Source organism: Marinobacter sp. es.048 (genome assembly GCF_900188435.1).
Lineage (GTDB): Bacteria > Pseudomonadota > Gammaproteobacteria > Pseudomonadales > Oleiphilaceae > Marinobacter.
Window position 1 is genome coordinate 274,273 of sequence record NZ_FYFA01000002.1, and the last position, 23,224, is coordinate 297,496.

Here is a 23,224-nt window from a genome sequence, read left to right on the forward strand (position 1 = left end):
CCGCGCAGTGATAGCTCGGAAACCTCGGTAACGACTAACGAAGTCAGCGACTGCATGTCGCTGACTTCGTCACAAACCGTCAAGCTATTACAGGACGTGTTCCTGTCATCCTTAGCTCAATAATTCTCGAATCTCATCCATGATGGTCGCCTGCTCCTTGCGCGCGGCAAGGGCACCCTCCATATCCACTTTAACGAACCGAACGGGCGTATTGGGCTGTAACTGGCCGATCAGGTCCATGTCAGCCGAAATAACGGTACCTAACATGAAATATCCCCCACCCGACACTGCATCGCGATGCAGTACAATCGGCTCGGACCCGCTCGGTACTTGTATTGAGCCGTACGGATAGCAGGCGTCCGTGATGTTGGACGGGTCGGCCCCGGCACTGAACGGCTGTTCGCGTTCCACAAACTCAAGTTTGCGCCCGCCCTGAAAGCGATAACCCATGCGGTCGGCTTCGTTAGCAACTTTCCAGGTATCCTCAAAAAAATTGCTCTGGGCCTGTTCAGTGAGACGGTGCCAGTAAAGCCCGGGCAGCACACGTAGCTCAGCCGGGTTGGACGGGCCGCGGCGTAGCGCCGGGGGTACCGATAATCCGTCTTTGACCGTTTTGCTGCTTTTGCCGAGCGGCAGCGAATCGCCAGGCTGGACAGGGCGACCATTAACACCACCGAGCGCCCCGATCGCATAGGTTGAGCGGCTGCCAAGGTACATAGGGGTGGTGATACCGCCGGAAATCGCAATGTAGATGCGCGCACCGGATTTCAGAAAATCGAAGGACAACACCTGGCCGGCTTTCACGGTGAAGGCGGTCCAGGTATCGCGTGGCTCACCATCCACTTTCGGTGGCAGTTCTGCACCGCATACGGCGACGGTCACATCCTGGGTAAATTCAAGTTCCGGTCCAACGAATACGGATTCGAGCCCGGCTGCTCCCTCATCGTTACCAACAAGTAGATTGGCGGTTTTCAGCGCCAGACGGTCCATGGCCCCACCCATGGGAATACCAAGATGATAATAGCCCGGCCGTCCCAGGTCCTGGATCGTGGTGGCAATACCGGCTGAGATAACATTAACGGTCATAAAGGGCCTCCATCAGCTTGGCGTTGGTACCATCCATATCGGCATTGAATTCGCTTAGCGAGAAGCGAACGTTTTTGGTGCGGGGCATGAACTCACCCGCCTGCACTTGTGCAATCGCCGCATCATACTCTTCCCGGTTGATTGGCTTAAACTTGACGATGTCCCCCGGCTTGAAGAAGACCATAAAATCCTTCAGATAGGGAACACTCTGCTCAGGGTCATAGATCGGCATCGGGGTAATGCCGAACATCTGGTAGCCGCCGGCGCCGCGAACGGAATAGATGCAGGAGAAACTGCCCCCATAGCCAACCGTCTGCCGTGGTGTGTCGGTGCGCGGGCTAAGGTATTTTGGCACCTGGATCTGACGGGACCGGTCGACCATCTGGTAAAGAAACGGCAAGCCGGATACAAAGCCGACCATGGAAACGAACCAGGGTGCCCCAGAATGCGCCTCAATAAATTTTTCTACACTGTCATAGCCATTTATCGAGGCCGCATATTCGATGTCGGTCGCGCTAGGATCCTGGTGGCGCTCACGGAATCGCATCAGGGTATCGTGCGTCCAGGGATCCTGATAATAGACGGGGACTTCAACAATGCGAGTCTCCAGAACATTGTCGCCCTGCTCCGCCTCGGCTTCCAGTCGCTTCAATTCCTTCATCATGTCGTCGGGGTGAATCACATCCGGATCAAACTTGATCTGGAACGAGGCGTTGGCCGGGCAGATTTCGGTGACGCCCTTGATGTTGGCATTGCGCACCGCGTTGGTCATGGACAGCGAAACAAAGAATGCCTCAAGCGACATTTCTTCGTCGACTTCTACGAAAATGTGCTCATCGCCGCCAAATGTGTATCGACTACTCATGAGTTTGAGCCCCTTTTTGTTTGATGAGATCAAGATTGTTTTCCAGCCACGGCTCCAACCATCGGGTATGGACTGCGCTTTGCTGCAGCTCTTCACTCTCGAGCAAAGCCTGGAACAGCGGCGCTGTGGTGGGCAGTCCTTCGACATGAAGCTCGCCCAGAGCGCGTTTGAGGCGCAACAGTGCACGGTCGCGGTCTTCGGCCCAGACAATCAGTTTGCCGAGCAGCGAATCGTAAAAAGGCGGAACGGCGTAGCCCGAATAGAGCATGTGATCGAAACGCACACCTGGCCCATCGGGAGTGATCAAGTTGCCGACGATACCTGGAAACGGCATAAAATTATTGGCCGGATCCTCTGCGTTTAAACGCACTTCGATGGCATGCCCGGTTCTGCGTATCGTCTCCTGTGTAACTCGCATCTTTGTACCGCCAGCGATCAAGATCATCTCGGCGACAAGGTCGAAGCCGCAGATCATTTCGGTCACAGGATGTTCGACTTGGATGCGGGTATTCATCTCAATAAAATAGAAACTTCCTGTCTCGTCGTCGTAGAGATACTCAACGGTGCCGGCACCTTTATAGTGGACAGCCTTTGCCAGCGCGACGGCCGAGCGATACAGTTCGTCGCGAACTCGATCATCCAACGCAGCCGACGGAGCTTCTTCCCACACCTTCTGGCGACGGCGCTGCAAGGAGCACTCGCGCTCAAAGAAATGTACGACGTTTTCGCCATCACCTAATACCTGGACCTCAATGTGCCGGGCGCGCTCAATGACTTTCTCTATATAGATGCCTCCATCACCAAACGTTGCTGCCGCCTCCGAGGAGGCCTGGGGAGCTAGCTTTCTGAATTCATCAAGGTCGTGGGCAACACGGATGCCCCGACCGCCACCTCCAGCGGCCGCCTTGATCATTACGGGGAAGCCAATTTTTTCTGCCATTTGCGCCGCGGCGTCCATGTCTTCTATGACCCCGTCACTGCCTGGCACCGTGGGTACATTTGCCTTTTTCGCCTCGCTCCGCGCAGCCGCCTTATCGCCCATGAGGCGGATGGTATCGCCATCCGGTCCTACGAAAAGGAGGCCTGCGGCGGCTACGGCGTCTGCAAAGTCTGCATTTTCGGCAAGAAAGCCATAACCCGGATGGATAGCGTCGGCACCGGTTTCCTTCGCTGCGCTCAGGATCGCATCGATAGAAAGATAAGACTTTGCCGCCTGCGGTGGCCCGATGTTCACCGTTTCATCCGCCATCTGAACGGCCCGACTTTCGGTGTCAGCGTCGCTGTGCACGACCACAGTAGCGATACCGAGATCGCGTGCGGCACGGATTATTCGGATTGCGATTTCACCCCGGTTGGCGATCAGCAATTTTTGAATGCCTGGGTTTTTCATGATCACCTCAGCTCAGTTCGGCAATAGTCTGCCCCGCCATAACGGGATCACCATCACCGACTGGAAAGTCGGCAATCGTTCCACCGGCATCCGCTTTCACTTCATGGAAGGTTTTCATAACCTCGACAAGACCTATGGTGTCGCCTTTGGTTACGGTATCCCCGACGTCGAAGTAAGCCGGCTGGTCCGGCGCCGGTTTACGGTAAAATGTTCCGGGGATTGGTGATTTCACTTCATGCATAGACATCGATAATGCCTCCTGATTGTTGTTATGGTGCTGTATTAAGCCGTTCCAGGCTGGTTGACTGCTGCGCTGACCGCCTTGGCGATATCAACGGCGTTGGGTGTGTCAGAGTGGACACAGACGGTGTCGGCGCGCACGGGCAGTGACTTTCCATTGACGCTGTCCACTCTGCCGTTGCGAATGGCGTTCAGAACTCGCGATGCAGCGTAGCCGGGGTCAACCTCGCCGTGCGACCGGGTGATGATCAGACTTCCATTGTCATCATATTCCAGATCGGCAAAGAACTCCGCCAGGAAGGGGATATTACGTTCCTTGTAGACTATTTCGTGCTGGGTGCCAGCCAGGCCAAGCACGGGCACACCATAAACTTCGGCTGCATCGGCGACGGCATGGGCAATGTGCTCCATTCGCGCTGCCATGCCATAGAGCGCGCCGTGTGGTTTTAGGTGGGACAGGGCGACACCGCTGGCGTCGAGGAAGCCCTTCAATGCACCGATCTGATAAAGGATGATGTTGGCCATTTCCTCACGGCCAATCTTCATTTCGCGCCGGCCGAATCCGGCCAGATCGGGGAGCGAGAAATGTGCACCAACTTTGACGTTATTCTTGCGCGCCAGTTCGACGGTGCTGCGCATGTGGTTAGGGTCGGAGCCATGGAAACCGCATGCTATATTGGCCTGGGTGATGTAGGGCATCATGCCTTCGTCGTCTCCCATCTTGTAAAGGCCGAAACTTTCTCCCATGTCACAATTCACATCTACATGCATTGTTTGTTCTCCTTAATTCTTAAGGGAGGCAACGTAGCGAAGCCTGATCTGGTCTGCGATAACCGCAAGTATCAGCAAAGTGCCGAGCACTACGGTTTGTAAGTAGGATTCGATTTGGGCCAGATTCATGCCGTTCTGAATCAGACCGATGAAAAGTGCACCCAGTACGACGCTCTCAAGACGCCCCACACCACCTCTCAGACTTACCCCGGCGATCACACAGGCGGCAATTGATTCCAATGGCATCGAAGCGCCAATGTTGGCCTCCCCGGTATCAATTCGTGCCGTCAAAAGCATACCGGCGACAGCGGCAAAAAAAGCGCTCAGCACATAGGTGAAAAACAGCGTGGCTTTGGTGTTGATCCCGGACAGTGATGCAGCCTTGAGGTTGCCGCCGACCGCATAGAAATACCGGCCCTGGGGAGTACGATAGAGGAATACATACAGGGCGACGGCCAGTAATGCAGCGACGAAAACCGGCGCTGGAACACCAAGCAGGTAACCGTAGCCAAAGGTATCACTGAAGGCCATGGGCATGCCGTAAACAGGTACGCCACCGGTCAGGTAGAGAGCAACCCCGAAACCGACCGATGCCATGCCGAGCGACACCATGAAAGGTGACACGTTGAAGAAGGCGACGCCCGCTCCGTTGACAATGCCAATCGTGATACCTGCCAGAATGCCCGACAAACAGCCGAGTGCAATGGCCAACCACACCATGTCGGGGGCGATGGCGAAGATGGCCGCCATAACCATAGCCCCGACCACTGAGCTCAACGCCAGTGCCGTGCCAACCGACAGGTCAAAGCCCCCTGTGAGCAATGCCAGCATCTGCCCAAGGGCAACAATCATTAGATAGACCGATTGGCGAAGCACGTTCATCAGGTTTTGTAGCGTGAGAAAATTCTCTGACAACAGCGTGAACACAACCATGGCGATAAACAGGAGAAACGGCAGAATGCCAAGCTTGACGAACAGACGCTTTGTTAAGTTCCCAAGGCCGCCGATAGCTGGCGCGTTCGTCGGAGTAACAGATTGCTCAGCCATTAACAGGCCTCCTTTTCGAAGAAATGGGCAAGCACCTTCTCCTCTGTGAGTTCATCGGCCTGTAATTCGGCCTGAGTCCGTCCATGGAAAAAAACATAGGCGCGGGTAGTAAGATGCAGTATTTCTGGCAAATCAGACGAGATAAGGACGATGGCCACGCCGCCGCGAGCGAGTTCAACAATAAACTCATAGATGGAAGCGCGTGTACCAACATCTACGCCGACTGTTGGTTCGTCAAAAACGATCAGATCATATTTGCGAGTCAGGGCCCGTGCGAGCATCACCTTCTGTTGATTGCCGCCGGAAAAGTGTTCGACCGTACGTTCAATCTGCGGCGGCGACAGATTGAGCCGCGTGGTGAGGGCTTCGACCGCCTTTTTTTCGCCACCACGATTGATAAAGATACCTTTTGAAAATGGCTCAATATCGAGTGAAGCGAGCGAAATATTCTCGCGCACCGAGCGCGTCATCATCAGGCCCTCTTTGTGCCGATCTGCAGGTAAATAGAGAAAACCGTCGCGTATATTGCGTTTTGGTGTATGGCCGGTGATACCTCGGCCATTCAACATCACAGTCCCCGTACGGATTGCCAAACCACCAAAACAGGCCTGCATCAGCTCCGATTTGCCCGACCCGACCAGGCCGGACATCCCGACAATCTCGCCAGCCCGCACGGTCATTGATGCGTCGACCACTGAACCGTCGTTCGTCGTTACATTCCTGGCTTCAAGCACCACATCGCCTGGCGCATTCAGGTTCAGCTCGGGGAAAATGGCGCCGACCACACGACCGGTCATGAGCTGAACCAGATCATCCTCCGTCGCTTCCGCAGCATTGACAGTATCGATGTAGCGGCCGTCCCGAAGAACAGTGATGCGGTCGCCAATGCGGCGAATTTCAGCCATTCGGTGAGTAATGTAGATGACTCCCACTCCACGTTTCTTCAATCCCGCGATCAATTCGAACAATTGATCAGTCTCGTGCGTGGTGAGTGAGGCCGTAGGTTCATCGAGGATCAATACCTGGAGCTCGGAGCGAAATGCCTTGGCTATCTCTACCATTTGCTGCTCTGCACGAGTGAGGCGATCGACAAGTTGGTCGGGCCTCAGCGCAAAGCCAAGCTCATCAAGCGTCTCTTGTGCCTCACGGCTGATGCGGGCGCGGTCAAGTAATCCGGCCCGCCTGGGTTCGGCACCAAGAAACAAGTTCTCCTCTACAGTCATTTGAGGGATCAGTGAAAATTCCTGGAAAACTGCAGATATTCCGAGGGAGCGAGCGTCGTGAACCGAGGCCAGTGTTACTGGCTCACCTTTATAAGTGATTTGACCCGTGCTCGGCTGCTTGGCACCAGCCAGAATGGAAATCAGGGTCGACTTTCCCGCTCCATTCTCACCGAACAGCACATGCACTTCGCCGGCAAGCAGTTCGAAATCGACGTCATCGAGCGCCCGGACGCCGGGATAATCCTTGGTAATGGCCCGGGTCTGGAGGAGAGGGAGCGGGGTTGCCCCCACCTCCTCACAACCCTGCGGCTTGTTGATTGAATTCGACATGGCTCATTCTACCGAGAAGACCGGGCGGAAACCGTCTGGTGCCAGGGTCGAAGTCGGGTCAAACTCGTCGTAGTTTTCCTGTGTTACCACATAGAGCTTGGGACCGACGTGCTTCAGATAATCCTCGCCTTCCAGTATCCGGACGGCCTGGTCGACAGCGATTCGCCCCTGGATGACGGTGGAATCGGTTGGTGCAGCAAGGATCTGGCCACGCGCGATACCTCGATCAACACCCGGAGCATAATAATAGGAAACTACCTTGACTTTGTCGGTCAGACCGCGTGAACGCAGGATCGGGATCGCCGCTTCTGCTGTGACCGCAGTGCCGACAATGTAATCAAGATCCGGATAGGTCTGAAGGGTATCTTCGACGAGCCTGGCCTGGGCTTCCTTACCAGTGTCGCCGTATTTGGTTTCCACCATCTCGATCGCTGAACCCTCTACCGCGCCCAGAAAGCCAGCATTACCCGCTTCGACCCAGCCAGCACCAGCGGGCCCTGGGAACCAAGCTACTTTTGCTGATTCACCACCGGCCGGATGCAAGTCGGCCAGGAACTCACCAGCTTTTGCACCCATTTCGCCAAAGGATACCAACGACTTGGCCGAGAGCTTGTCGGACGACATTCCATTGATAACGTCGATGACCGGAATCCCATCCTCACTGATCTCAGCGACCAGGCTGTTAAGCCCGTCGTAAGCGATGGCGCCGATAATAACGGCATCACCGCCGGCTGAAACGCAATCCTCAATCTGCGAGATCTGAGTGTTGAGGTTGGTGTAGCCACCCGCGTCGGTCACCGTGGCTTTCACGCCAAGCCGTTTGGCTTCTTCGGTGATGCCGTAGTTGACGCCGAGCCAGTAGGCATCCTTCATGTGTGGAAAAGAAACGCAGAGATTCCATTTCTGCGAGGCTTCATCGAGTGGTTCGTAATCGGCCTTGCTGCGTGGGCTCTCCATGTCGAACGGTGGGGTCCAGACTTCGACAGGATAGGGGTACCATTCTTCGGCCATTGCGCTGCTGGATAGAGCAAATGCCATTGCCACGGTTGCAGTTGACGCGCTGAGAATTTTTTTCATTGTTTTTTCTCCTGAGGTGAACGGAGCGGTGCTTCCGCAACGCCAATCCCCTTTGGAAAGGCGATGTAAAAACCATAGGATGTAATGGGAAATTTGTATAATACGATTTTCAGAGACCCATTATCTGTTAAATTGATACACTGGTTAGCACCCTGCGGCAGTTCAAGTTGACATGGCAAGGCGGTTCAAATGTGATTGGGTTATTTATCTAAACAGAAGATGACGGGAAAATTAGGCAGGTGCAGCGACTGCAATGACGGAGGACGTCGGGCCCCAGTGCAATCCGGCAATATTTTTCACTCACTTTATTAAATAGTTATTATAAAAATTATGAATATACCTACAATTCGACAGATTCGTTACTTCATTGCCGTCGCGAATTTGGGCCAGATTTCACGTGCAGCCTTAGAGCTTAACGTCTCCCAATCTGCAGTGACGACGGCTGTAAAACAACTCGAGGAAATTGTCGGAACCCCCCTGCTCGCCAGGCATGCTGGTGGTGTGGCACTGACCTACGAGGGTAATATCTTTCTTGATCACGCCCGGCGAATATTGGCTGCGATGGAAGAAGCGGTGAGGTCCCCGCGCCGCTTGAGGGATGACGTAAAGGGCACTCTTCGTTTGGCAATGACCTACACGGTTGCTGGCTATTATATTCCAACTTATATTGAGCGGTTCCTTCGCGTGTTCCCCGGTGTGGACCTCCAGTTAACCGAATCTTCGCGAGCTGCAATCGAAGACGGGCTTGCTTCAGGAATGTTTGATCTGGCAGTCATGCTGACCTCTAATATCGTCGATCAGGAGGGGATATCCTATGAAACACTGCTGCAATCACGCCGTAGACTGTGGCTGTCGGCGAACCACCCCCTTCTCGAATTGCCATCGATCTCCCTGGCCGATGTTGCTGCCCAGCCCTACATTATGCTAACCGTCGACGAAGCCAGTAACACGACGCAGCGATATTGGAATCGCACGAACTACCGACCACATACAATATTCAGGACAAGTTCAGTTGAAGCTGTGCGTTCAATGGTTGCCAGCGGCATGGGGGTTACGATTCTGTCTGACATGGTCTATCGGCCATGGTCGCTCGATGGTCGCCGTGTCGAGGTCACATCACTGGCCGATCGGATACCGACAATGGATGTCGGTCTCGCCTGGGCCACTAATGTCGAGCAAAACACCGCCGTTTCCGCTTTCCGCGAATTCATGCATGTTGGTGAAGAGCCTGACGTGCGATGAACACACCACTGATCCTTTTCACGCTTTCACGCGTTAGAGCGAAAACTACTGACTGAAAACCAAGCAAGTATTTTCCTCGCATGCGAATAATTGCCACCGGTTGATAACCTCAACCGACGTTTCTCGTTTTTTGCTCATTCTTTACCTCAATCCCCGTCGGGCCAAGGCATTTCGGACTATCTATTCGCCGCTTGGGTTACTGGCAAGCTCCTTCAGTGCTTTCATGGCCTCATCAGTGCGATCGCTGGGCACAAACATATGGTCGTGGTAGAACCCTGCAATAACGTTTGTGGTGATGCCCCGTTCGGCCAGCAGGCTTGTCACCACTGATGTCAGACCCAGAGCCTCAAGGCTGGAGTGGCCCTCAAGGGTGATACGCCTGAACACTCTGTAGTAGTCCAGGCCCTCGGCTTTGGCTTCCTCAAGCGGAATGACCAGTGTAAGTCCTTCAAGCTCGGCAATGCTGACAATGGGCTTGAGGTGTTCCAGATCGCCGTACTTTGCCTTTGGCACAGTGCAGTAGACGTAAGTCGTTGAATCCAGTGTTGGCGACAGCTGTTTGATCAAATCCTGCAAAAACTGTGTTCGCATCATTTTCGACTGTCCTTAGGCTAAGTTTCGCCGGCGTTCATTAAAGAAATTTGAGACTTTCTGTATGAGCATAGCCAATTACGGCAGATCTAGTCATCAAAATCCGTTGCTGATTCCCGGATTCCGCCAATTAATGCAATTACCCGCGTTGACACGCCCTGCTCGCCCTTCACCGGCGAATAACGAGCCTCTAACCAGACATCACGTCCATCGGCGTGGACAGCCGGAAAGCTGCCCTGCTTAACATTGCCGGTAACCAGTTCACGCCAGAATCTGATGTAGTCCTCGCTTGTAGCATAATTGCTGGTGCAGAAAGCCCGATGGTGCTGGCCGATAAGCTTCTCTGGCTTATAGCCGAGGAGGTCCACGAATCTGTTGTTCGCCCGCTCAATAATGCCATCCTGCGTCATAACGAGAACCGCCACGGCTTGCTCAACAGCCTGAAAATCCGACTCCAGATCCCGAATCCTGTTCTCAGCGGCTTCCAGCTTTTCAAGCGCATCCTGCAATTCCAGCTTTCTTCGGTTGTAAAACGCCATTAAGAGGGGCCCCTGGCAGAGAGATTTCGTCTAGCTTACGTTCCTGCTCTCTATTAGATCACGCATGCGAGCATGGATGCTGAGACAGTCCCCTCTGGTAATTCGTGAACAGCTCATTGGAGCGCTTCTTCGACTGCTTCCAGAAAACCGATCATATCCACCACTTGTTCCGAATCGGGGTCCACGGTTTTGCCTTTCAGATCTGCCGTAACGATGCCTTGATCAACAGTATCGGTCAGCGCCGCCTTGAGTTGCACGGCATACTGGCTCAGGGGTTCGTTACCTTCCCGCTCACCGAGGGTTTCCAGGGCGTTGCCCAGCGCAAAAATCAGCGCCGAGGGGTTGAAATGAGCAACCTTACCGTCGCTCTCGAGATACTTCAGGTAAAGATCATGGGCGGTGCCATGGGGCGCCTCGAACAGCATGGTTCCGTCCTTGCTCTCGATGATTGAACTGGCCGTCGCCAGGCTTCCTCCGAGAGCGGCGGAAATGTCCGAGAAGATATCCCCATCGAGGTTCTGGGAGGGATAAAGCGCATTTCTCGGTGGATCCGTGATCATCTTTTTAAGCTGGCTGGACGGCCGCATGATCATGAACGAGGGCGGCGGTGTATGCTCGCTGGCCAGTTCCCTGCGCACTTCGGTAATGACCTCGCTGTAGACTTCGTCGTACTCCATGTACTCGCGCTTGAGACCGAAATACACCTCTTTGTCCTTGCGGGAAGCATCCCGAAACACTTGCAGAACCCAGTCCTTGATGGCTTCACGGTCATTGGACATAAGCAACATTGGATCGCCTTTCCGGACCCGGCGGGCATGCTTCTCGTCACCGTCAACGATCACCTTGAGAATGCCATCCTCCTTGGCCGCCATGTTGAAGCTACCATACTGGTCGCCGCCGCCAGCGCTCATCCGTGAGATGGACACATGGGCCCCGCGTGCTGGAATGCCAAATTCCTTGAGTTGGTTCACCAGCTTGAGCAGTTTGCGCCCGGTGGTGTTATCCGGCACACCCCAGAGCGCACGCTCCGGCGGATTGGAAACAATGCGGGCTGCCTGGGCATCGATCAGTTCGTAGTAGTAATTCAGCCCCAGGTCTTCAATCTGCTTCTTGTAGTCACTGTGATAGATGTCCTCGATCACCGAGCGCATGGCCCCATCGTAGCCGGGGATCACCGTATCCTTGAGGCCCAGGTATACGTCCCGTTTTTCTGCGATTGCACGCTGGAAAAAGCGATGCGCCCAGGCTTTCACATCCTCGATGTCATTCGTCGCAAGAAGCCACGGATCTCCCTTGCGAATCTCTCGCCGATGAAGCTCTACCGGGTCGCCACTGCTGCCCACAAACATCAGCTTGACCACGCCGGTTGCCAGGGAAAGCTGGTTGAAGCTGTCCTTGATGCCGCCGAATTCCATGGTATCCACCTCAATGTCACGCCCTACCCACTCGGGGCGGCGGATGTTGAGGTTACGGAACTGGATGTCTTCCCGGGTGATATTGCCGCTGATGCCCTTGCGAATAGCGCCGTTCGGAGACTTGGTCGCCAGAGGATTCAGGTTGTTGCCGTCCACATCCGGGTGCTTGCGGAGCAAGTCCTCCAACTGCTGGCGGTTTACCGTCATGCCCGCGTTCTTTACACCCACTCCGTGGCGTTGGAGCGAATTGATGGCATCAATAACCACCTGGCCATTGGTCAGCAGGCGGTTCTCCGCAGACAGGTCAATTTCTTCAAGCTGAATATCAAGCCGTGAGCTCACGAATTTCTTGAGAATATGCTCGAACGCAACCTGGGCCATTTCGTCGCCATGAAGGATCACGAGAGGCGAGGTCACACTGATTCTGCTGTCCATGGATGTCTCCCTGCTGCTTAGTGGCCTGGCTCAGTCTTGCTGAGCCGCTGACGGTGTGATGCCCAGCCGCTCGTTAACGGCATCGCGGATTTCCCGGTAACGCTCCGGATTCTTGGCCAGGGTGTCCAGATTGTCCTCGGGGAATATCTCTTTTTTCTTTTTACCTGCTTCCTCACTGGTAAAAATAGACGGCAAGAGCTGTTCCAGGCAACGCAACATGACTTCCGGCGATACCGAAGCCCCGGGCGACGCACCCAGTAGCGTCCCGTAGGTCTTGTCGTTTGAGACCAGAATCTCAGTTCCCATCTGCAGGTCACCATCCCGGATGATCTGCACACGCTGGCCTGCCTCGACCGGTTTCCAGTTGAACTTTTTACTCATGCCCGGAGCGAAACTGTCCAGCTCCTCGAACATGCTCTTCTCACCTTTGAAGGTCTCCGAAACCAGGTATTTGACCAGGGGAAAGTGCTCAAGCGCGACGTTCAGTAGGCCCGGTATGTCATGCAGGCGCATGGAACGCAGGTAATCCAGGAAACCACGGCCTCTCTCAAGAACCGGTTTGAACGAGGCAAAGGGACCGAACAGCAGATAATACTGGCCATCGGCTACCCTTAGATCCAGATGCGGGACCGACATTGGAGGGGCACCAACCTTTGCCTTGCCATAGGTCTTGGCCCGATATTGCTCAGCCTGCTCGGCGCTGATCGGCGCCTGCAGGAAACGACCGCCAACCGGGAAGCCGGTGAATCGACGGGCAAAAGGCAGGTGGCTCTTTTTCAGGATCGGGAAGGCGCCGCCACCGGCACCGACAAACAGCACGTCTGCCTTGTATTGACGGTCAACTCCTCCACTCTTCGTCTCCACAAGCCAGCTACCAGCCGGGCTTCGATGTACACGTTTGACGTGGGTACCGTATTCAATCTTTACACCCAGTTCGTTCACCGCATGCTCAGCCATTTGCTCGGTCAACGCACCGAAGTTGACGTCCGTACCCGTTTCAATAACCGTTGCCGCCATTTTTTCATGCCGAGGACGCTCCTCCATGGTGTATGGGATCCAGCTTTTGATCTCATCGAAATCTTCCGAGTAGCGCATTTTTTCGAAAAAATGATGGGCCGACATCTCTTTGAAGCGGAGTTTCAGCTCAGGAATAGATGGCTCAGAGACGATGGTGCAGTGCTTGGTCTGGTTTATAAAAGATTTGGGGTCTTTGATAGCGCCCGTCTGAACCAGGTACGCCCAGAACTGCTTGGCTACATTGAACTGAGCGTGAATCTTCTCAGCCTTTTCGACCGAGATAACCTCTTCGTCCACCGGGGTGTAGTTCAGCTCACAGTTCGCCTCGTGCCCGGTGCCGGCATTGTTGAACACCCAGGAATTGCCTGTTCCGGGGCCGTCCAGTCTTTCAAGAATGGTGATATCCAGTTCCGGTGCCAGCTCTTTCGCCAAAGTTGCGAAAGTGGTGCCCATTATTCCTGCGCCAATGATGATTACGTTCATTAAAACCTACCCGCGTGAGTCGAATGTCTGAACAAGGTTGGAAAAGTGTGTGTATTGACGGTAGCACGCTTCGGCAAACACGGAAAACGCATCCCGGGCGCTCTCTCCCGAAGGGAAAATCTGAACAGGAGGGTCTACCCCTGTTTCGCAGTTTACGTTAAGGTAAACATCACTTGGCGCGAATCACACCAGATTCTGCCAGGCTGTCTACAATGACATTAACTACACTCCCACAAGGAGTGTTTGTTCCTCAGGCCATTACCCCAGGAAGAGGATTATGACAACAACAAAGTCCAAAGTTGTGTATTCCCCAGTGTTTACCGACGGCGCGGAATTTCGGATTCCCACGTTCAAGCTTCTGAAACAGGACGGCAAGCTCTACAAGAGCGCCAAAGCTCCTGATCTCGACAAAGACAAGGCCCTTCGCATCTACCGGGCCATGGTCACCACCCGGATACTCGACGAGCGCATGCTTGCCGCCCAGCGGCAGGGCCGCCTGAGTTTTTACATGCAGTGCACCGGCGAAGAAGCTGCCGTGATCGGCAGTGCGGCAGCGCTGGATGATGCCGACATGATCATGGCGCAGTATCGGGAGCAAGGCGCCCTCGCCTATCGCGGCTTTACCATCGACGAGTTCATGAACCAGTTGTTCGGCAACGATATGGACTACGGCAAGGGCCGCCAGATGCCGGTGCATTATGGTTCGAAGAAGCTGAACTACATGACCATTTCCTCGCCGCTGGCCACCCAGATTCCCCAGGCCGCAGGCTATGCCTATGGTCAGAAACTGCGGGGCGAAGGTCTCTGTACCATTACCTATTTTGGTGAAGGCGCCGCCTCGGAAGGCGACTTTCATGCTGCCCTGAACATGGCTGCAGTTCATCGGGTTCCGGTGATCTTCCTGTGCCGCAACAACGGGTACGCCATTTCTACGCCGGCCGCCGAACAGTTTGCTGCCGACGGCGTTGCGCCCCGGGCGTACGGTTACAAGATGGACGTGATCAGGGTGGATGGTAACGACATTCTTGCGATGTATCAGGCCACGCAGGAAGCGCGAAAGCTGGCGGTAGAACATAACCGCCCGGTGCTGATCGAGGCCATGAGCTATCGCCTGGCCGCCCATTCCTCCTCGGACGACCCCTCCGGCTATCGCAGCAAGGATGAAGAAGCCGTGTGGCGCGAGAAAGATCCGATCCTGCGCATGCGCCTCTGGCTGGAAAGCAAGAAATGGTGGAGCGAGGACGACGAGAAGCAGCTGCAGGAGAACATGCGCCGCGAAGTTCTCGAAACCATGAAGAAGGCCCAGAAACGGCTTCCACCACCACTTGAATCATTGGTGAGCGATGTCTACGACGAGGTCCCGCCGGCGCTGGCTGAGCAGTTCGATAAATTGAAGGCACATATCCGCCGCTACCCGGACGAATACCCGAAGAGTGCCGAACACGCCAAGGGAGGAGCTTGAGATGTCCAAGATGAATATGCTCCAGGCCATCAACAATGCCCTCGACACCGCCATGGCGGAAAACGAGCGAGTCCTGTGCTTCGGTGAGGATGTGGGTGTTTTTGGCGGCGTTTTCCGTGCCACCAGTAACCTGCAGCAAAAATACGGCAAGGCCCGTTGCTTTAACACGCCTCTGGTAGAGCAAGGCATCATCGGGTTTGCCAACGGCCTGGCTGCGCAGGGTTCGGTGCCGGTCGCAGAGATCCAGTTTGCCGACTACATCTTCCCGGCATTCGATCAGATCGTGAACGAATCCGCCAAGTTCCGCTATCGGTCAGGCAACCTGTTCGACGTTGGCGGGCTGACCATTCGCGCCCCATACGGCGGCGGCATTGCCGGTGGCCTGTACCACTCCCAATCACCGGAAGCCTACTTTGCCCACACCCCGGGTTTGAAAATCGTGGTGCCGCGTAACCCGCATCAGGCCAAAGGGCTACTGCTTGCTGCGATCCACGATTCAAACCCGACCCTGTTCTTTGAGCCCAAGCGACTGTACCGGGCCTCGGTGGGTGAAGTGCCTGATGAAGACTATCGCCTGCCTTTAGGCGAAGCAGAGGTAACCAAGGAAGGTACAGACGTGACGATTCTGGGCTGGGGCGCCCAGATGGAAGTGATTGACCAGGCTGTAGAGCGGGCCGAGAAAGACGGCATCTCCTGCGAGGTCATCGACCTCAGAACCATTCTGCCCTGGGATGTGGAAACCGTCGCCAACTCCGTGTTCAAGACCGGAAGGCTGGTGGTCACCCACGAAGCTCCCCTGACCGGCGGATTCGCCGGTGAAATCGCCGCCACAATTCAGGAGCGCTGTTTCCTGTATCTGGAGTCTCCGATCGCTCGGGTAACCGGGATGGACACCCCATTCCCATTGGTGCTGGAAAAAGAGCACCTGCCCAACCACCTGAAGGTCTACGAGGCCATCAGGGCGAGCGTTGAATTCTAGGCTGATATCAGGACAGGAGAGCAATTATGAGTGATTTTATACTGCCCGATATCGGCGAAGGTATCGTGGAATGTGAACTGGTCAAATGGCTGGTTAGCGAAGGCGATGTCATCGAGGAAGATCAGCCCGTGGCCGAGGTTATGACCGACAAGGCCCTGGTGGAAATTCCGGCGCCCTACAAGGGCCGTGTAACCCGCCTCTACTATAAGGAAGGTGATATCGCCAAAGTTCACGCGCCGCTGTTTGAGCTGGTGGATGAAAGCGAAGGTGCTGGCCAGGCAACGGCGCCCACTTCGCCTGAACCGGCGAATTCCGAGCCTGCAAACGAAGCCAGCGCGGAGTCCGCTACACGCCCGGCGCCTGACGATGGTACGACCGAAGACTTTATTCTGCCGGATATCGGCGAAGGCATCGTTGAGTGCGAAGTGGTGGAATGGCGTGTCGCCGAAGGTGACGAAATCGAGGAAGACCAGCCGGTTGTGGACGTCATGACCGATAAGGCGATGGTTGAAATTACCGCACCCAAAGCCGGGCGCGTAACCAAGCTGTACCACCAACAGCAGGCCATGGCCAGGGTTCATGCCCCGCTGTTTGCATTTATTCCCCGGGATCGGGAAGAGCCGGACGAGCCAAAAGCGAAAGCGGAGCCAGCTGCTCAACTCGCAACGGCGACTGCCTCACCTGTGGCTACGGCCAGCCGACAGCGCGTCCCAGCAAGCCCCGCTGTCCGACGCCTGGTTCGAGAGCACGAGCTCAACCTCGCCGATATACCTGGCTCCGGCAAGGATGGCCGTGTTCTGAAAGCCGATGTATTGGCTCATCTTGAGGACGGCTCAAAACCGGCCCAAGCTCCGGCAGTCGCCGACGATACGCAAGCGGCCACCACGGGCGGCGCCCGCAGGCAGGCTGCGCCCGAACAGGAAGTTCGGGTCGAGCCTATCCGGGGCATGAAAGCCGCCATGGTGAAAAGCATGGTGAAATCGGCCACCACCATTCCTCATTTTATTTACAGCGAGGATATCGACGTTACCGACCTGCTCAAGCTGCGAGAACAACTGAAACCGGAGGCAGAAGCACGGGGCTCAAGACTGACGCTCATGCCCCTCTTCATGAAGGCGATTGCGCTCGCCGTACAGGAATACCCGGTTCTAAACAGCCAGCTCAACGATGACGTAACGGAGATTCACTACCTGTCCCAGTGCAATATCGGTATGGCGGTGGATGGCAAGGCGGGGCTTATGGTGCCGAACATCAAGGGCGTTGAAAGTCTGTCCTTGCTGGGCATTGCCGACGAGGTGGCGCGTCTGACCGAAGCGGCCCGGTCTGGCCGCGTCAGTCAGGAAGACCTCAAGGGCGGCACCATCACCATCTCCAACATAGGGGCACTGGGCGGCACCTACGCAGCGCCCATTATCAATGCGCCGGAAGTGGCCATTGTTGCCCTGGGGCGGACCCAGAAACTGCCCCGGTTTGACGCCAACGGCCAGGTGGTGGAGCGCGCCATCATGACCGTGAGCTGGGCCGGCGATCATCGCATTATCGACGGCGGCACCATCGCCCGATTCTGCAACCGCTGGAAAGGTTATCTGGAATCGCCCCAAACCATGCTCCTGCATATGGGCTGACGTTTCATCATGGCGCAGAAGACTCAACTGCAGCAGTTCTACATCCCCGAAGAGCAGTCGATCTATCTGCTCAGCCATGATGATGCCAAGAAGCTCAAGGACTGGGTGGCGCTCTGCGCTGCCCAGCTCCGGCAACTCGGCTACCGGGACATCGAGCTGATTGGCAAGGGCGCTTACGGCTTTGTGTTTTCTGGCCGCCTACCAGGAACGGCGATTGGCGGCCCGGAACACGTGTTCAAATTCACCCGCATCAACCTGCCCAGACATCTTCAGGACCGCCTCGAAGACGAAGCCTACATTCTTGAACAAGTCCGGCACCCCAGGGTGCCCAGGTTGATCTCCTACCAGCGAGCCAATAACCAGCCGATTTTGGTGATGGAGCGCGCCGCCGGTTTGAATCTGGAAGAAGTGTCCCTGCGTGAAGGCCGCCTGAAACCCCGACTCATCATGCGCATTGCGGATCAGCTTGCCGACATCCTCCGTAACCTGCGCCGCGAAAATGGCCCTGCCGGCAGGCCGATCGTTCATGGCGACATCAAACCCTCCAATCTGGTCTTTGACGCCAGCACGGAAAACATTGCCCTGATTGACTGGGGCTCTTCCGTATTTGCCCAGCTCGACGCCAACCAGCAATTCATCACGGCCAACGTGATGGAGCTGATGTCCGACAACCTGCAGCAAACCAACGCCCGGCTCGGTGATGTATATTTTATCGGCGATGAGCAACTGAACGGCGGGCTGTCTTCGCCCCGTTTTGATGAACAGGGCGCAGCTGGGACGCTCTATGCCCTGGCCTCCGCGCAATCCTGCCGCTTTGGCCATCGGGCCATCCCGGCCACTTCCCTGGGCCTGCCCATGGAATTCGCCCGGATGCTGGATGGTATGCTCTCGCCGAATCCGGACACCCGCCGCAAGGCCGGTGATTACTATCTCGGAGAAATGTCGCGTATGGCCCGCACGGTGATGATCGACCTGCCAGAAAGGCCGGTCGTGGCTCAGGTTCCCGTTTGGGTGCGGGCCTCAGACCAGGAAATCGACACCGTAGTTTACAGTTCCCGCAAGTCGTTCCTCCGCGAGGAAGGTGCACCGGAAACCCTCAACGACGTCAATGACGTGCAGCTGGACCGCTACTACAAGAACTTCATGCAGGGCATGGGCGAAACCGAAAAGGCATTCCTCGCCGCCGTCAGCCGGCTCGGGCGCTACCCGGTGGAAGGCGGCCTGGCCGTGCGCTGGGAAACCGATGGGATCTACATTGACACGTCCCTGAATCTGCACCATCCGGCCTTGAAGTCGGCGTTTGTACAGGCGGTCAACAACATGGTGTACCTGGCTCAGGCAATCTACCGGAAAGGCATTTTCAAAAGCTGCCTGTTCAACGCACGGAACACTCTGCACATTGATCGCGACGAACCCGACCAGCCATTTCTGGTGTCAACGGATATGAAACTGCATTATGAGGTCAGCGCCGCACCAGAGGTGGAAGACGAAAGCCGCGTACACTCCTACTTCGAAGACGGCCCAGACCCGGAGGAGTTTCTCGTGCTTCCTGAAACCATCATCCGTTCCCTGGAGGCACTGAACCATATTCATCATACAGGCATGATCATCTTCGAAGCCCTGCCACGCCATCTCAAAATCCACAGCCACTATCGGCTGCTGGATCCGGACCGGGAGCAGGAGTTCCGCCAACTGTTGGACGAAATCCTGTCATCGGTGGAACAGATTACCGGCCTGGGCGTGTCGGGTTTTATGAAAATGCCTTACAAAGACACCCGACATTTCCCCCACATTGAACGCATGCCCGAAAAGTACTATCCCCGAAACCCAAGATACGAAAGTCGCACGATTCCCGACATACGACAGAATGAACAATTGGGGAATTAACCACGAGCCGCCTCGCGTTGGAACGTTTAGTTAGAATTGCCAAATATAAAGGTCAAGAAATCGAACGCACAGCCGATCACATCAAATACAAGGCGACTGCGTTCTATCAACCGATGGTCGGCTTCCTGATAAAAAGTAAACATCCAAAGATTTTGTAAGGCTCAGCAAGATCTACCCAAGGAATGAGGCATTATGCTGGCACAGGTGAAAATTAGCACACGGTTGGCTCTCGGTTTTGCGGCTGTTTTGCTTGCCATTCTTGCTCTTGTTGTACCGTTAACGTTGACTCAACTCAGCCGGGTAATTGAGTCTGCAGAAAATAACGAGCTGAAGAACCTCTATAAAAGCGCCCTGGCTGAAATTTCCTCAGAGGGCCGTACTGCCAAGGCGATGAGTACAGTTATTGCCAGTTCGCCAGAAGTAAGCAGAGCATTGCTTGAGGGTGACCGCGATGCTTTGGCCAAAACCTCTGTTCCGCTCTTCAAGATCCTGAAACGCGATTTCAATGTAGCGCAGTTTCAGTACCACCTCCCACCGGCCACTTCATTTCTCAGGGCTCATCGCCCCGAAAAATTTGGTGATGATTTGTCGGAGATTCGTGAAACTATTTTGGTAACTAACCGTGAGAAACGAGCGCTTATGGGCCTGGAACGTGGACGCGCAGGTCTAGGAATTCGTGGTTTAGCGCCGATTGAAGCTAATGGCCAGCATCTGGGATCAGTAGAATTTGGCATGTCATTTGGTCAGCCTTTTTTTGAAAATTTTAAAGAAAAATACGGTGTCGAGGTAGCATTGCATGTCGCGCAAGGCAACGATTTTGAGAAATTCGCCTCAACTCTTGAGAACCCACTCCTTACCAAAGAATTACTTAATTCGATCTCAAGTGACGGCCCGACAGTAGCTCGGATGGAACAAGCCGGAACACCCTATGCGGTCTATGGGGAGGTAGTCACCGACTTCAGTGGTAATCCTGTTGGCGTGCTTGAGGTCGCACGAAATCGCGGTGACTACCTGGGACTACTCTCTGCCACCCGTAATGCCATTTTAATCGCCAGCTTGATTGCTATTGCCATTGCCGCTTTCATCGGCACAGCCATTTCACGCAGCATTTCACGCCCCGTTCGCCAGGCGGCGGAAGCGATGCAGGAGATTGCCGATGGAGACGGAGATTTGACTCAGCGCCTATCTGTCGTTGGCAAGGATGAAATCAGCATGATGGCTCGCGGCTTTAACCGGTTTGCGGAGAAGGTGCAGCAAAGTCTGAGAAAGGTAACTGATTCAACGGAACAGCTTGCCTCTGCAGCGGATGAGATGTCCTATGTGACACAACAGACGCGAGACGGAGTAAAACAGCAGCAGAATGAGACTGATCAGGTTGCAGCCGCAATGAACGAGATGACGGCAACGGTTCAAGAGGTCGCGAGACATGCGAGCGACGCATCGACGGCGGCCCAAGAGGCCGATCTAGAAGCCCAGTCTGGCGATACGATCGTAGACCAGGCTGTTCAGTCCATTAATAAACTTGCAGAAGAAATTGAGCGCGCAACAGGTGTTGTAAGGTCCCTGGAGCAGGACAGCGTTCATATCGGCTCTGTACTGGACGTGATACGCGGTATTGCTGAGCAAACCAATTTACTGGCTTTGAATGCTGCGATCGAGGCGGCTCGCGCGGGCGAACAAGGACGCGGCTTCGCTGTCGTTGCAGACGAAGTTCGCACTCTAGCAAAAAGAACACAGGACTCGACTCAGGAAATCCAGGCGATGATCGAACAGCTCCAGGCCAGGACTGCTGAAGCCGTGGAGGCGATGGGTCATAGCCGGGAAGTCAGCGACATGAGCGTTCAGCAGGCGGCTAAAGCCGGAGATTCACTCAAATCCATTACTAATGCAGTAACGACAATCAGGAATATGAATCTCCAGATTGCTACGGCTGCAGAAGAACAAACGTCTGTGGCCGAAGAAATCAACCGGAACGTTGTCAAGATAAACGACATCGGAAATCAGTCCGCGGAGGGGGCCGGCCAAACACACCTGGCGAGCGAAAGCCTTTCTGAGCTTGCTAATGAATTGCAGCAATTGTTGCAGAAGTTCAAAATCTGAAAGTCTCCCGAATGCGCATGAATTCGATGGCCCTAAACAAGGCTCAAGAACATCAGGGTATGGGCCGTTACCTTCAAACACAATTTAATAGAAGGGGTACTTCTTGGCATCCTCTTTCGTAGCATCCGCAGAACGAACATTAGGAGTTCCAGGCAAGCTCTTGATTGCTTAGGTTTTTTTCTTGTACTTTTTGCCACCGTAACCTTTTTCAGTGTGTACGAGTTTCAGGCGCTCGACCAGATCACCCAGGTGTCTGCCGCCACGCAGGAAATGGTGTCCCAGCTCCAGAGCGGCGCAGCCGGCGCCGTCGTCGACATGAGCAAGGCCAAGCAGATGGCCGAAGAAGCCAGCGAGGAGGCAAGCAAGTCGGGCGAGGCTTTAACGGACATTCTTGCCGCGGTGAACAGCATTGTTGAGATGACCACTCAGATTGCGAGTGCGACCGAACAGCAGAGAGCGACTGCCGCCGAGATGACCCAAAATGTGGAAATCAGCAGTGGCGCCATCGAGGAACTGGCCGGAGATATTTCCCAGGTCAACCAGTCCAGCCGTTCTCTGGCAGACATGGCCGATCAGCTGAATACCCTGATGGACGCTTCCGCGCCAGTGAGTAATTGCGCCGCCAGAGGCCCTGGACCGGCCTCTGGCGTATGCTCTGGCTGTTGTGACCGTTAGCTCTGCAACCGGTCTTTGAAAACCTTCCAGTCAATCACGTTGCCGTCGGAATCGAAATGGACGTAGCCGCGAAAGCTGGGATCATCTTCCCAGGCTTTTACAAAGCCAACGGTTTCACCGGCATCTGAGACAATCTCAAAGGCTTCGCTGCGGGCGCTGGCGATCTCTTTATCAGGATCGGTGTCTGAACGTCTGAGAGTTACGGAGGAGTCTAAAGGTAAGGTGCTTTGAAGGAATTCCTGGATCATCGTCAAGCTCTCCTTTCAGGGTGAACCGGTCTGGTTCTGGAGGTAGCGTAACTATAGGCCGATCCGGTAATAGAAAATACAGATTCAGGTCAATTTTCTTAGACTTTTTTGAGATAAAAACGTTTTAAGAACAATGGCATATTTCATTATTGTGACAATGTGTAACCTTCCGAATTGATTATTTTTCAACCAACTCAGAAGGTTACCGTAGCCACTGCTGACCACCTGCAACGATCAGAATTTCCAGAATGGTGTGCTCAGTTTCTGCTCAACCAGTTCCGGGGAAATACCGACGTCCTGCAGCAAATGGCGATCCATTGTCATTACCAGGTGGATAAAGTTGCGCTTCATCCGCCAGCCTTTGTAAAGAGAAGCCGCTCTTTTCATGTCATTACTCCTTGGTCAGCCCAGAATGTCGGTCTGTAAAACCGGGACCTTGTTTAATTAGGATCCTATTCTAAACGTGACGAGGAGTTTTCTGAATACTTGGAAACCCC

At 54.8% G+C, this 23,224-nt stretch carries 21 protein-coding genes; 7 read left to right on the forward strand and 14 right to left on the reverse strand.

Annotated elements, in window-relative coordinates; genetic code table 11:
* Positions 1 to 111 precede the first annotated feature (111 nt).
* The 8 genes from CFT65_RS12310 to torT are packed head-to-tail and all read right to left on the reverse strand — an operon-like array spanning position 112 to position 8,029.
* Positions 112 to 1,086 (reverse strand): biotin-dependent carboxyltransferase family protein, encoded by a 975-nt coding sequence (locus CFT65_RS12310; protein WP_088828433.1) that lies wholly within the window; start codon positions 1,084 to 1,086, stop codon positions 112 to 114.
* On the reverse strand, positions 1,076 to 1,951 hold the full coding sequence (locus CFT65_RS12315) for a 5-oxoprolinase subunit B family protein (RefSeq protein ID WP_088828434.1): 876 nt from the start codon (positions 1,949 to 1,951) through the stop codon (positions 1,076 to 1,078). The genes CFT65_RS12310 and CFT65_RS12315 overlap by 11 nt, the downstream gene beginning before the upstream one ends.
* Positions 1,944 to 3,341 (reverse strand): acetyl-CoA carboxylase biotin carboxylase subunit, encoded by a 1,398-nt coding sequence (locus CFT65_RS12320; protein WP_088829548.1) that lies wholly within the window; start codon positions 3,339 to 3,341, stop codon positions 1,944 to 1,946. The genes CFT65_RS12315 and CFT65_RS12320 overlap by 8 nt, the downstream gene beginning before the upstream one ends.
* 7 nt (positions 3,342 to 3,348) lie before the next feature.
* The gene (locus CFT65_RS12325; protein WP_088828435.1) at positions 3,349 to 3,588 is read right to left on the reverse strand and encodes an acetyl-CoA carboxylase; all 240 of its coding nucleotides are present in this window, start codon (positions 3,586 to 3,588) and stop codon (positions 3,349 to 3,351) included.
* 35 nt (positions 3,589 to 3,623) lie between these two features.
* Positions 3,624 to 4,352, reverse strand: a complete 729-nt coding sequence (locus CFT65_RS12330) for a LamB/YcsF family protein (protein ID WP_088828436.1) — start codon at positions 4,350 to 4,352, stop codon at positions 3,624 to 3,626.
* A gap of 12 nt (positions 4,353 to 4,364) precedes the next feature.
* Complete coding sequence (locus CFT65_RS12335; RefSeq protein WP_088828437.1) at positions 4,365 to 5,399, reverse strand: ABC transporter permease; 1,035 nt, start codon at positions 5,397 to 5,399, stop codon at positions 4,365 to 4,367.
* On the reverse strand, positions 5,399 to 6,952 hold the full coding sequence (locus CFT65_RS12340) for a sugar ABC transporter ATP-binding protein (protein WP_088828438.1): 1,554 nt from the start codon (positions 6,950 to 6,952) through the stop codon (positions 5,399 to 5,401). The genes CFT65_RS12335 and CFT65_RS12340 overlap by 1 nt, the downstream gene beginning before the upstream one ends.
* 3 nt (positions 6,953 to 6,955) lie before the next feature.
* On the reverse strand, positions 6,956 to 8,029 hold the full coding sequence (torT, locus tag CFT65_RS12345; RefSeq protein ID WP_088828439.1) for a TMAO reductase system periplasmic protein TorT: 1,074 nt from the start codon (positions 8,027 to 8,029) through the stop codon (positions 6,956 to 6,958).
* A gap of 330 nt (positions 8,030 to 8,359) precedes the next feature.
* On the opposite strand from torT, the gene CFT65_RS12350 reads away from it, so the two are divergent.
* Positions 8,360 to 9,271, forward strand: a complete 912-nt coding sequence (locus tag CFT65_RS12350; protein ID WP_088828440.1) for a LysR family transcriptional regulator — start codon at positions 8,360 to 8,362, stop codon at positions 9,269 to 9,271.
* A gap of 180 nt (positions 9,272 to 9,451) precedes the next feature.
* On the opposite strand, the gene CFT65_RS12355 is transcribed toward CFT65_RS12350, so the two are convergent.
* The 4 genes from CFT65_RS12355 to CFT65_RS12370 form a co-directional block, all read right to left on the reverse strand.
* On the reverse strand, positions 9,452 to 9,865 hold the full coding sequence (locus CFT65_RS12355; protein WP_088828441.1) for an ACT domain-containing protein: 414 nt from the start codon (positions 9,863 to 9,865) through the stop codon (positions 9,452 to 9,454).
* An 86-nt stretch (positions 9,866 to 9,951) separates the two neighbouring features.
* A complete protein-coding gene (locus CFT65_RS12360; protein ID WP_088828442.1) occupies positions 9,952 to 10,401 on the reverse strand; it encodes a PAS domain-containing protein in 450 nt (149 codons plus the stop codon).
* A gap of 113 nt (positions 10,402 to 10,514) precedes the next feature.
* Positions 10,515 to 12,251 carry an isocitrate/isopropylmalate family dehydrogenase gene (locus CFT65_RS12365; RefSeq protein ID WP_088828443.1) on the reverse strand — a complete coding sequence of 579 codons (1,737 nt, stop codon included), beginning with the start codon at positions 12,249 to 12,251 and terminating at the stop codon, positions 10,515 to 10,517.
* A 30-nt stretch (positions 12,252 to 12,281) separates the two neighbouring features.
* Positions 12,282 to 13,751: a malate:quinone oxidoreductase gene (locus CFT65_RS12370; protein WP_088828444.1), complete on the reverse strand. Its 1,470-nt coding sequence runs from the start codon at positions 13,749 to 13,751 to the stop codon at positions 12,282 to 12,284.
* A gap of 277 nt (positions 13,752 to 14,028) precedes the next feature.
* Between CFT65_RS12370 and CFT65_RS12375 the strand changes: the two genes are divergently transcribed.
* The 6 genes from CFT65_RS12375 (at position 14,029) to CFT65_RS12400 (ending at position 22,479) form a co-directional block, all read left to right on the forward strand.
* Complete coding sequence (locus tag CFT65_RS12375) at positions 14,029 to 15,213, forward strand: thiamine pyrophosphate-dependent dehydrogenase E1 component subunit alpha (RefSeq protein ID WP_088828445.1); 1,185 nt, start codon at positions 14,029 to 14,031, stop codon at positions 15,211 to 15,213.
* Between the two features lies 1 nt (position 15,214).
* A complete protein-coding gene (locus CFT65_RS12380; protein ID WP_088828446.1) occupies positions 15,215 to 16,192 on the forward strand; it encodes an alpha-ketoacid dehydrogenase subunit beta in 978 nt (325 codons plus the stop codon).
* Between the two features lie 26 nt (positions 16,193 to 16,218).
* Positions 16,219 to 17,817, forward strand: a complete 1,599-nt coding sequence (locus CFT65_RS12385) for a dihydrolipoyllysine-residue acetyltransferase (RefSeq protein WP_088828447.1) — start codon at positions 16,219 to 16,221, stop codon at positions 17,815 to 17,817.
* A gap of 9 nt (positions 17,818 to 17,826) precedes the next feature.
* Positions 17,827 to 19,704, forward strand: coding sequence for a protein kinase domain-containing protein (locus CFT65_RS12390; protein WP_088828448.1), 1,878 nt, complete (start codon positions 17,827 to 17,829; stop codon positions 19,702 to 19,704).
* Positions 19,705 to 19,896: 192 nt separating this feature from the next.
* Positions 19,897 to 21,804, forward strand: coding sequence for a methyl-accepting chemotaxis protein (locus CFT65_RS12395; RefSeq protein WP_088828449.1), 1,908 nt, complete (start codon positions 19,897 to 19,899; stop codon positions 21,802 to 21,804).
* Positions 21,805 to 22,017: 213 nt separating this feature from the next.
* Positions 22,018 to 22,479 (forward strand): hypothetical protein, encoded by a 462-nt coding sequence (locus CFT65_RS12400; protein WP_088828450.1) that lies wholly within the window; start codon positions 22,018 to 22,020, stop codon positions 22,477 to 22,479.
* Here CFT65_RS12400 and CFT65_RS12405 read toward each other — a convergent pair.
* Both CFT65_RS12405 and CFT65_RS19055 read right to left on the reverse strand, forming a co-directional pair.
* The gene (locus tag CFT65_RS12405) at positions 22,476 to 22,727 is read right to left on the reverse strand and encodes a hypothetical protein (RefSeq protein ID WP_088828451.1); all 252 of its coding nucleotides are present in this window, start codon (positions 22,725 to 22,727) and stop codon (positions 22,476 to 22,478) included. The two genes, CFT65_RS12400 and CFT65_RS12405, sit on opposite strands and share 4 nt — an antisense overlap.
* A gap of 234 nt (positions 22,728 to 22,961) precedes the next feature.
* Positions 22,962 to 23,114: a hypothetical protein gene (locus CFT65_RS19055; protein ID WP_172408492.1), complete on the reverse strand. Its 153-nt coding sequence runs from the start codon at positions 23,112 to 23,114 to the stop codon at positions 22,962 to 22,964.
* Positions 23,115 to 23,224: the final 110 nt, after the last annotated feature.

What these genes read in the sequence shown, in the direction of transcription:
- CFT65_RS12360 (WP_088828442.1), bottom strand. Translation starts at nt 10,401, where the DNA reads ATGGCGTTTTACAACCGAAGAAAGCTGGAATTGCAGGATGCGCTTGAA.
- CFT65_RS12365 (WP_088828443.1), bottom strand. Translation starts at nt 12,251, where the DNA reads ATGGACAGCAGAATCAGTGTGACCTCGCCTCTCGTGATCCTTCATGGC.
- CFT65_RS12370 (WP_088828444.1), bottom strand. Translation starts at nt 13,751, where the DNA reads ATGAACGTAATCATCATTGGCGCAGGAATAATGGGCACCACTTTCGCA.
- CFT65_RS12375 (WP_088828445.1), top strand. Translation starts at nt 14,029, where the DNA reads ATGACAACAACAAAGTCCAAAGTTGTGTATTCCCCAGTGTTTACCGAC.
- CFT65_RS12380 (WP_088828446.1), top strand. Translation starts at nt 15,215, where the DNA reads ATGTCCAAGATGAATATGCTCCAGGCCATCAACAATGCCCTCGACACC.
- CFT65_RS19055 (WP_172408492.1), bottom strand. Translation starts at nt 23,114, where the DNA reads ATGAAAAGAGCGGCTTCTCTTTACAAAGGCTGGCGGATGAAGCGCAAC.
- CFT65_RS12315 (WP_088828434.1), bottom strand. Translation starts at nt 1,951, where the DNA reads ATGAGTAGTCGATACACATTTGGCGGCGATGAGCACATTTTCGTAGAA.
- CFT65_RS12320 (WP_088829548.1), bottom strand. Translation starts at nt 3,341, where the DNA reads ATGAAAAACCCAGGCATTCAAAAATTGCTGATCGCCAACCGGGGTGAA.
- torT (WP_088828439.1), bottom strand. Translation starts at nt 8,029, where the DNA reads ATGAAAAAAATTCTCAGCGCGTCAACTGCAACCGTGGCAATGGCATTT.
- CFT65_RS12355 (WP_088828441.1), bottom strand. Translation starts at nt 9,865, where the DNA reads ATGATGCGAACACAGTTTTTGCAGGATTTGATCAAACAGCTGTCGCCA.
- CFT65_RS12350 (WP_088828440.1), top strand. Translation starts at nt 8,360, where the DNA reads ATGAATATACCTACAATTCGACAGATTCGTTACTTCATTGCCGTCGCG.
- CFT65_RS12390 (WP_088828448.1), top strand. Translation starts at nt 17,827, where the DNA reads ATGGCGCAGAAGACTCAACTGCAGCAGTTCTACATCCCCGAAGAGCAG.
- CFT65_RS12340 (WP_088828438.1), bottom strand. Translation starts at nt 6,952, where the DNA reads ATGTCGAATTCAATCAACAAGCCGCAGGGTTGTGAGGAGGTGGGGGCA.
- CFT65_RS12310 (WP_088828433.1), bottom strand. Translation starts at nt 1,086, where the DNA reads ATGACCGTTAATGTTATCTCAGCCGGTATTGCCACCACGATCCAGGAC.
- CFT65_RS12405 (WP_088828451.1), bottom strand. Translation starts at nt 22,727, where the DNA reads ATGATCCAGGAATTCCTTCAAAGCACCTTACCTTTAGACTCCTCCGTA.
- CFT65_RS12385 (WP_088828447.1), top strand. Translation starts at nt 16,219, where the DNA reads ATGAGTGATTTTATACTGCCCGATATCGGCGAAGGTATCGTGGAATGT.
- CFT65_RS12325 (WP_088828435.1), bottom strand. Translation starts at nt 3,588, where the DNA reads ATGTCTATGCATGAAGTGAAATCACCAATCCCCGGAACATTTTACCGT.
- CFT65_RS12335 (WP_088828437.1), bottom strand. Translation starts at nt 5,399, where the DNA reads ATGGCTGAGCAATCTGTTACTCCGACGAACGCGCCAGCTATCGGCGGC.
- CFT65_RS12395 (WP_088828449.1), top strand. Translation starts at nt 19,897, where the DNA reads ATGCTGGCACAGGTGAAAATTAGCACACGGTTGGCTCTCGGTTTTGCG.
- CFT65_RS12330 (WP_088828436.1), bottom strand. Translation starts at nt 4,352, where the DNA reads ATGCATGTAGATGTGAATTGTGACATGGGAGAAAGTTTCGGCCTTTAC.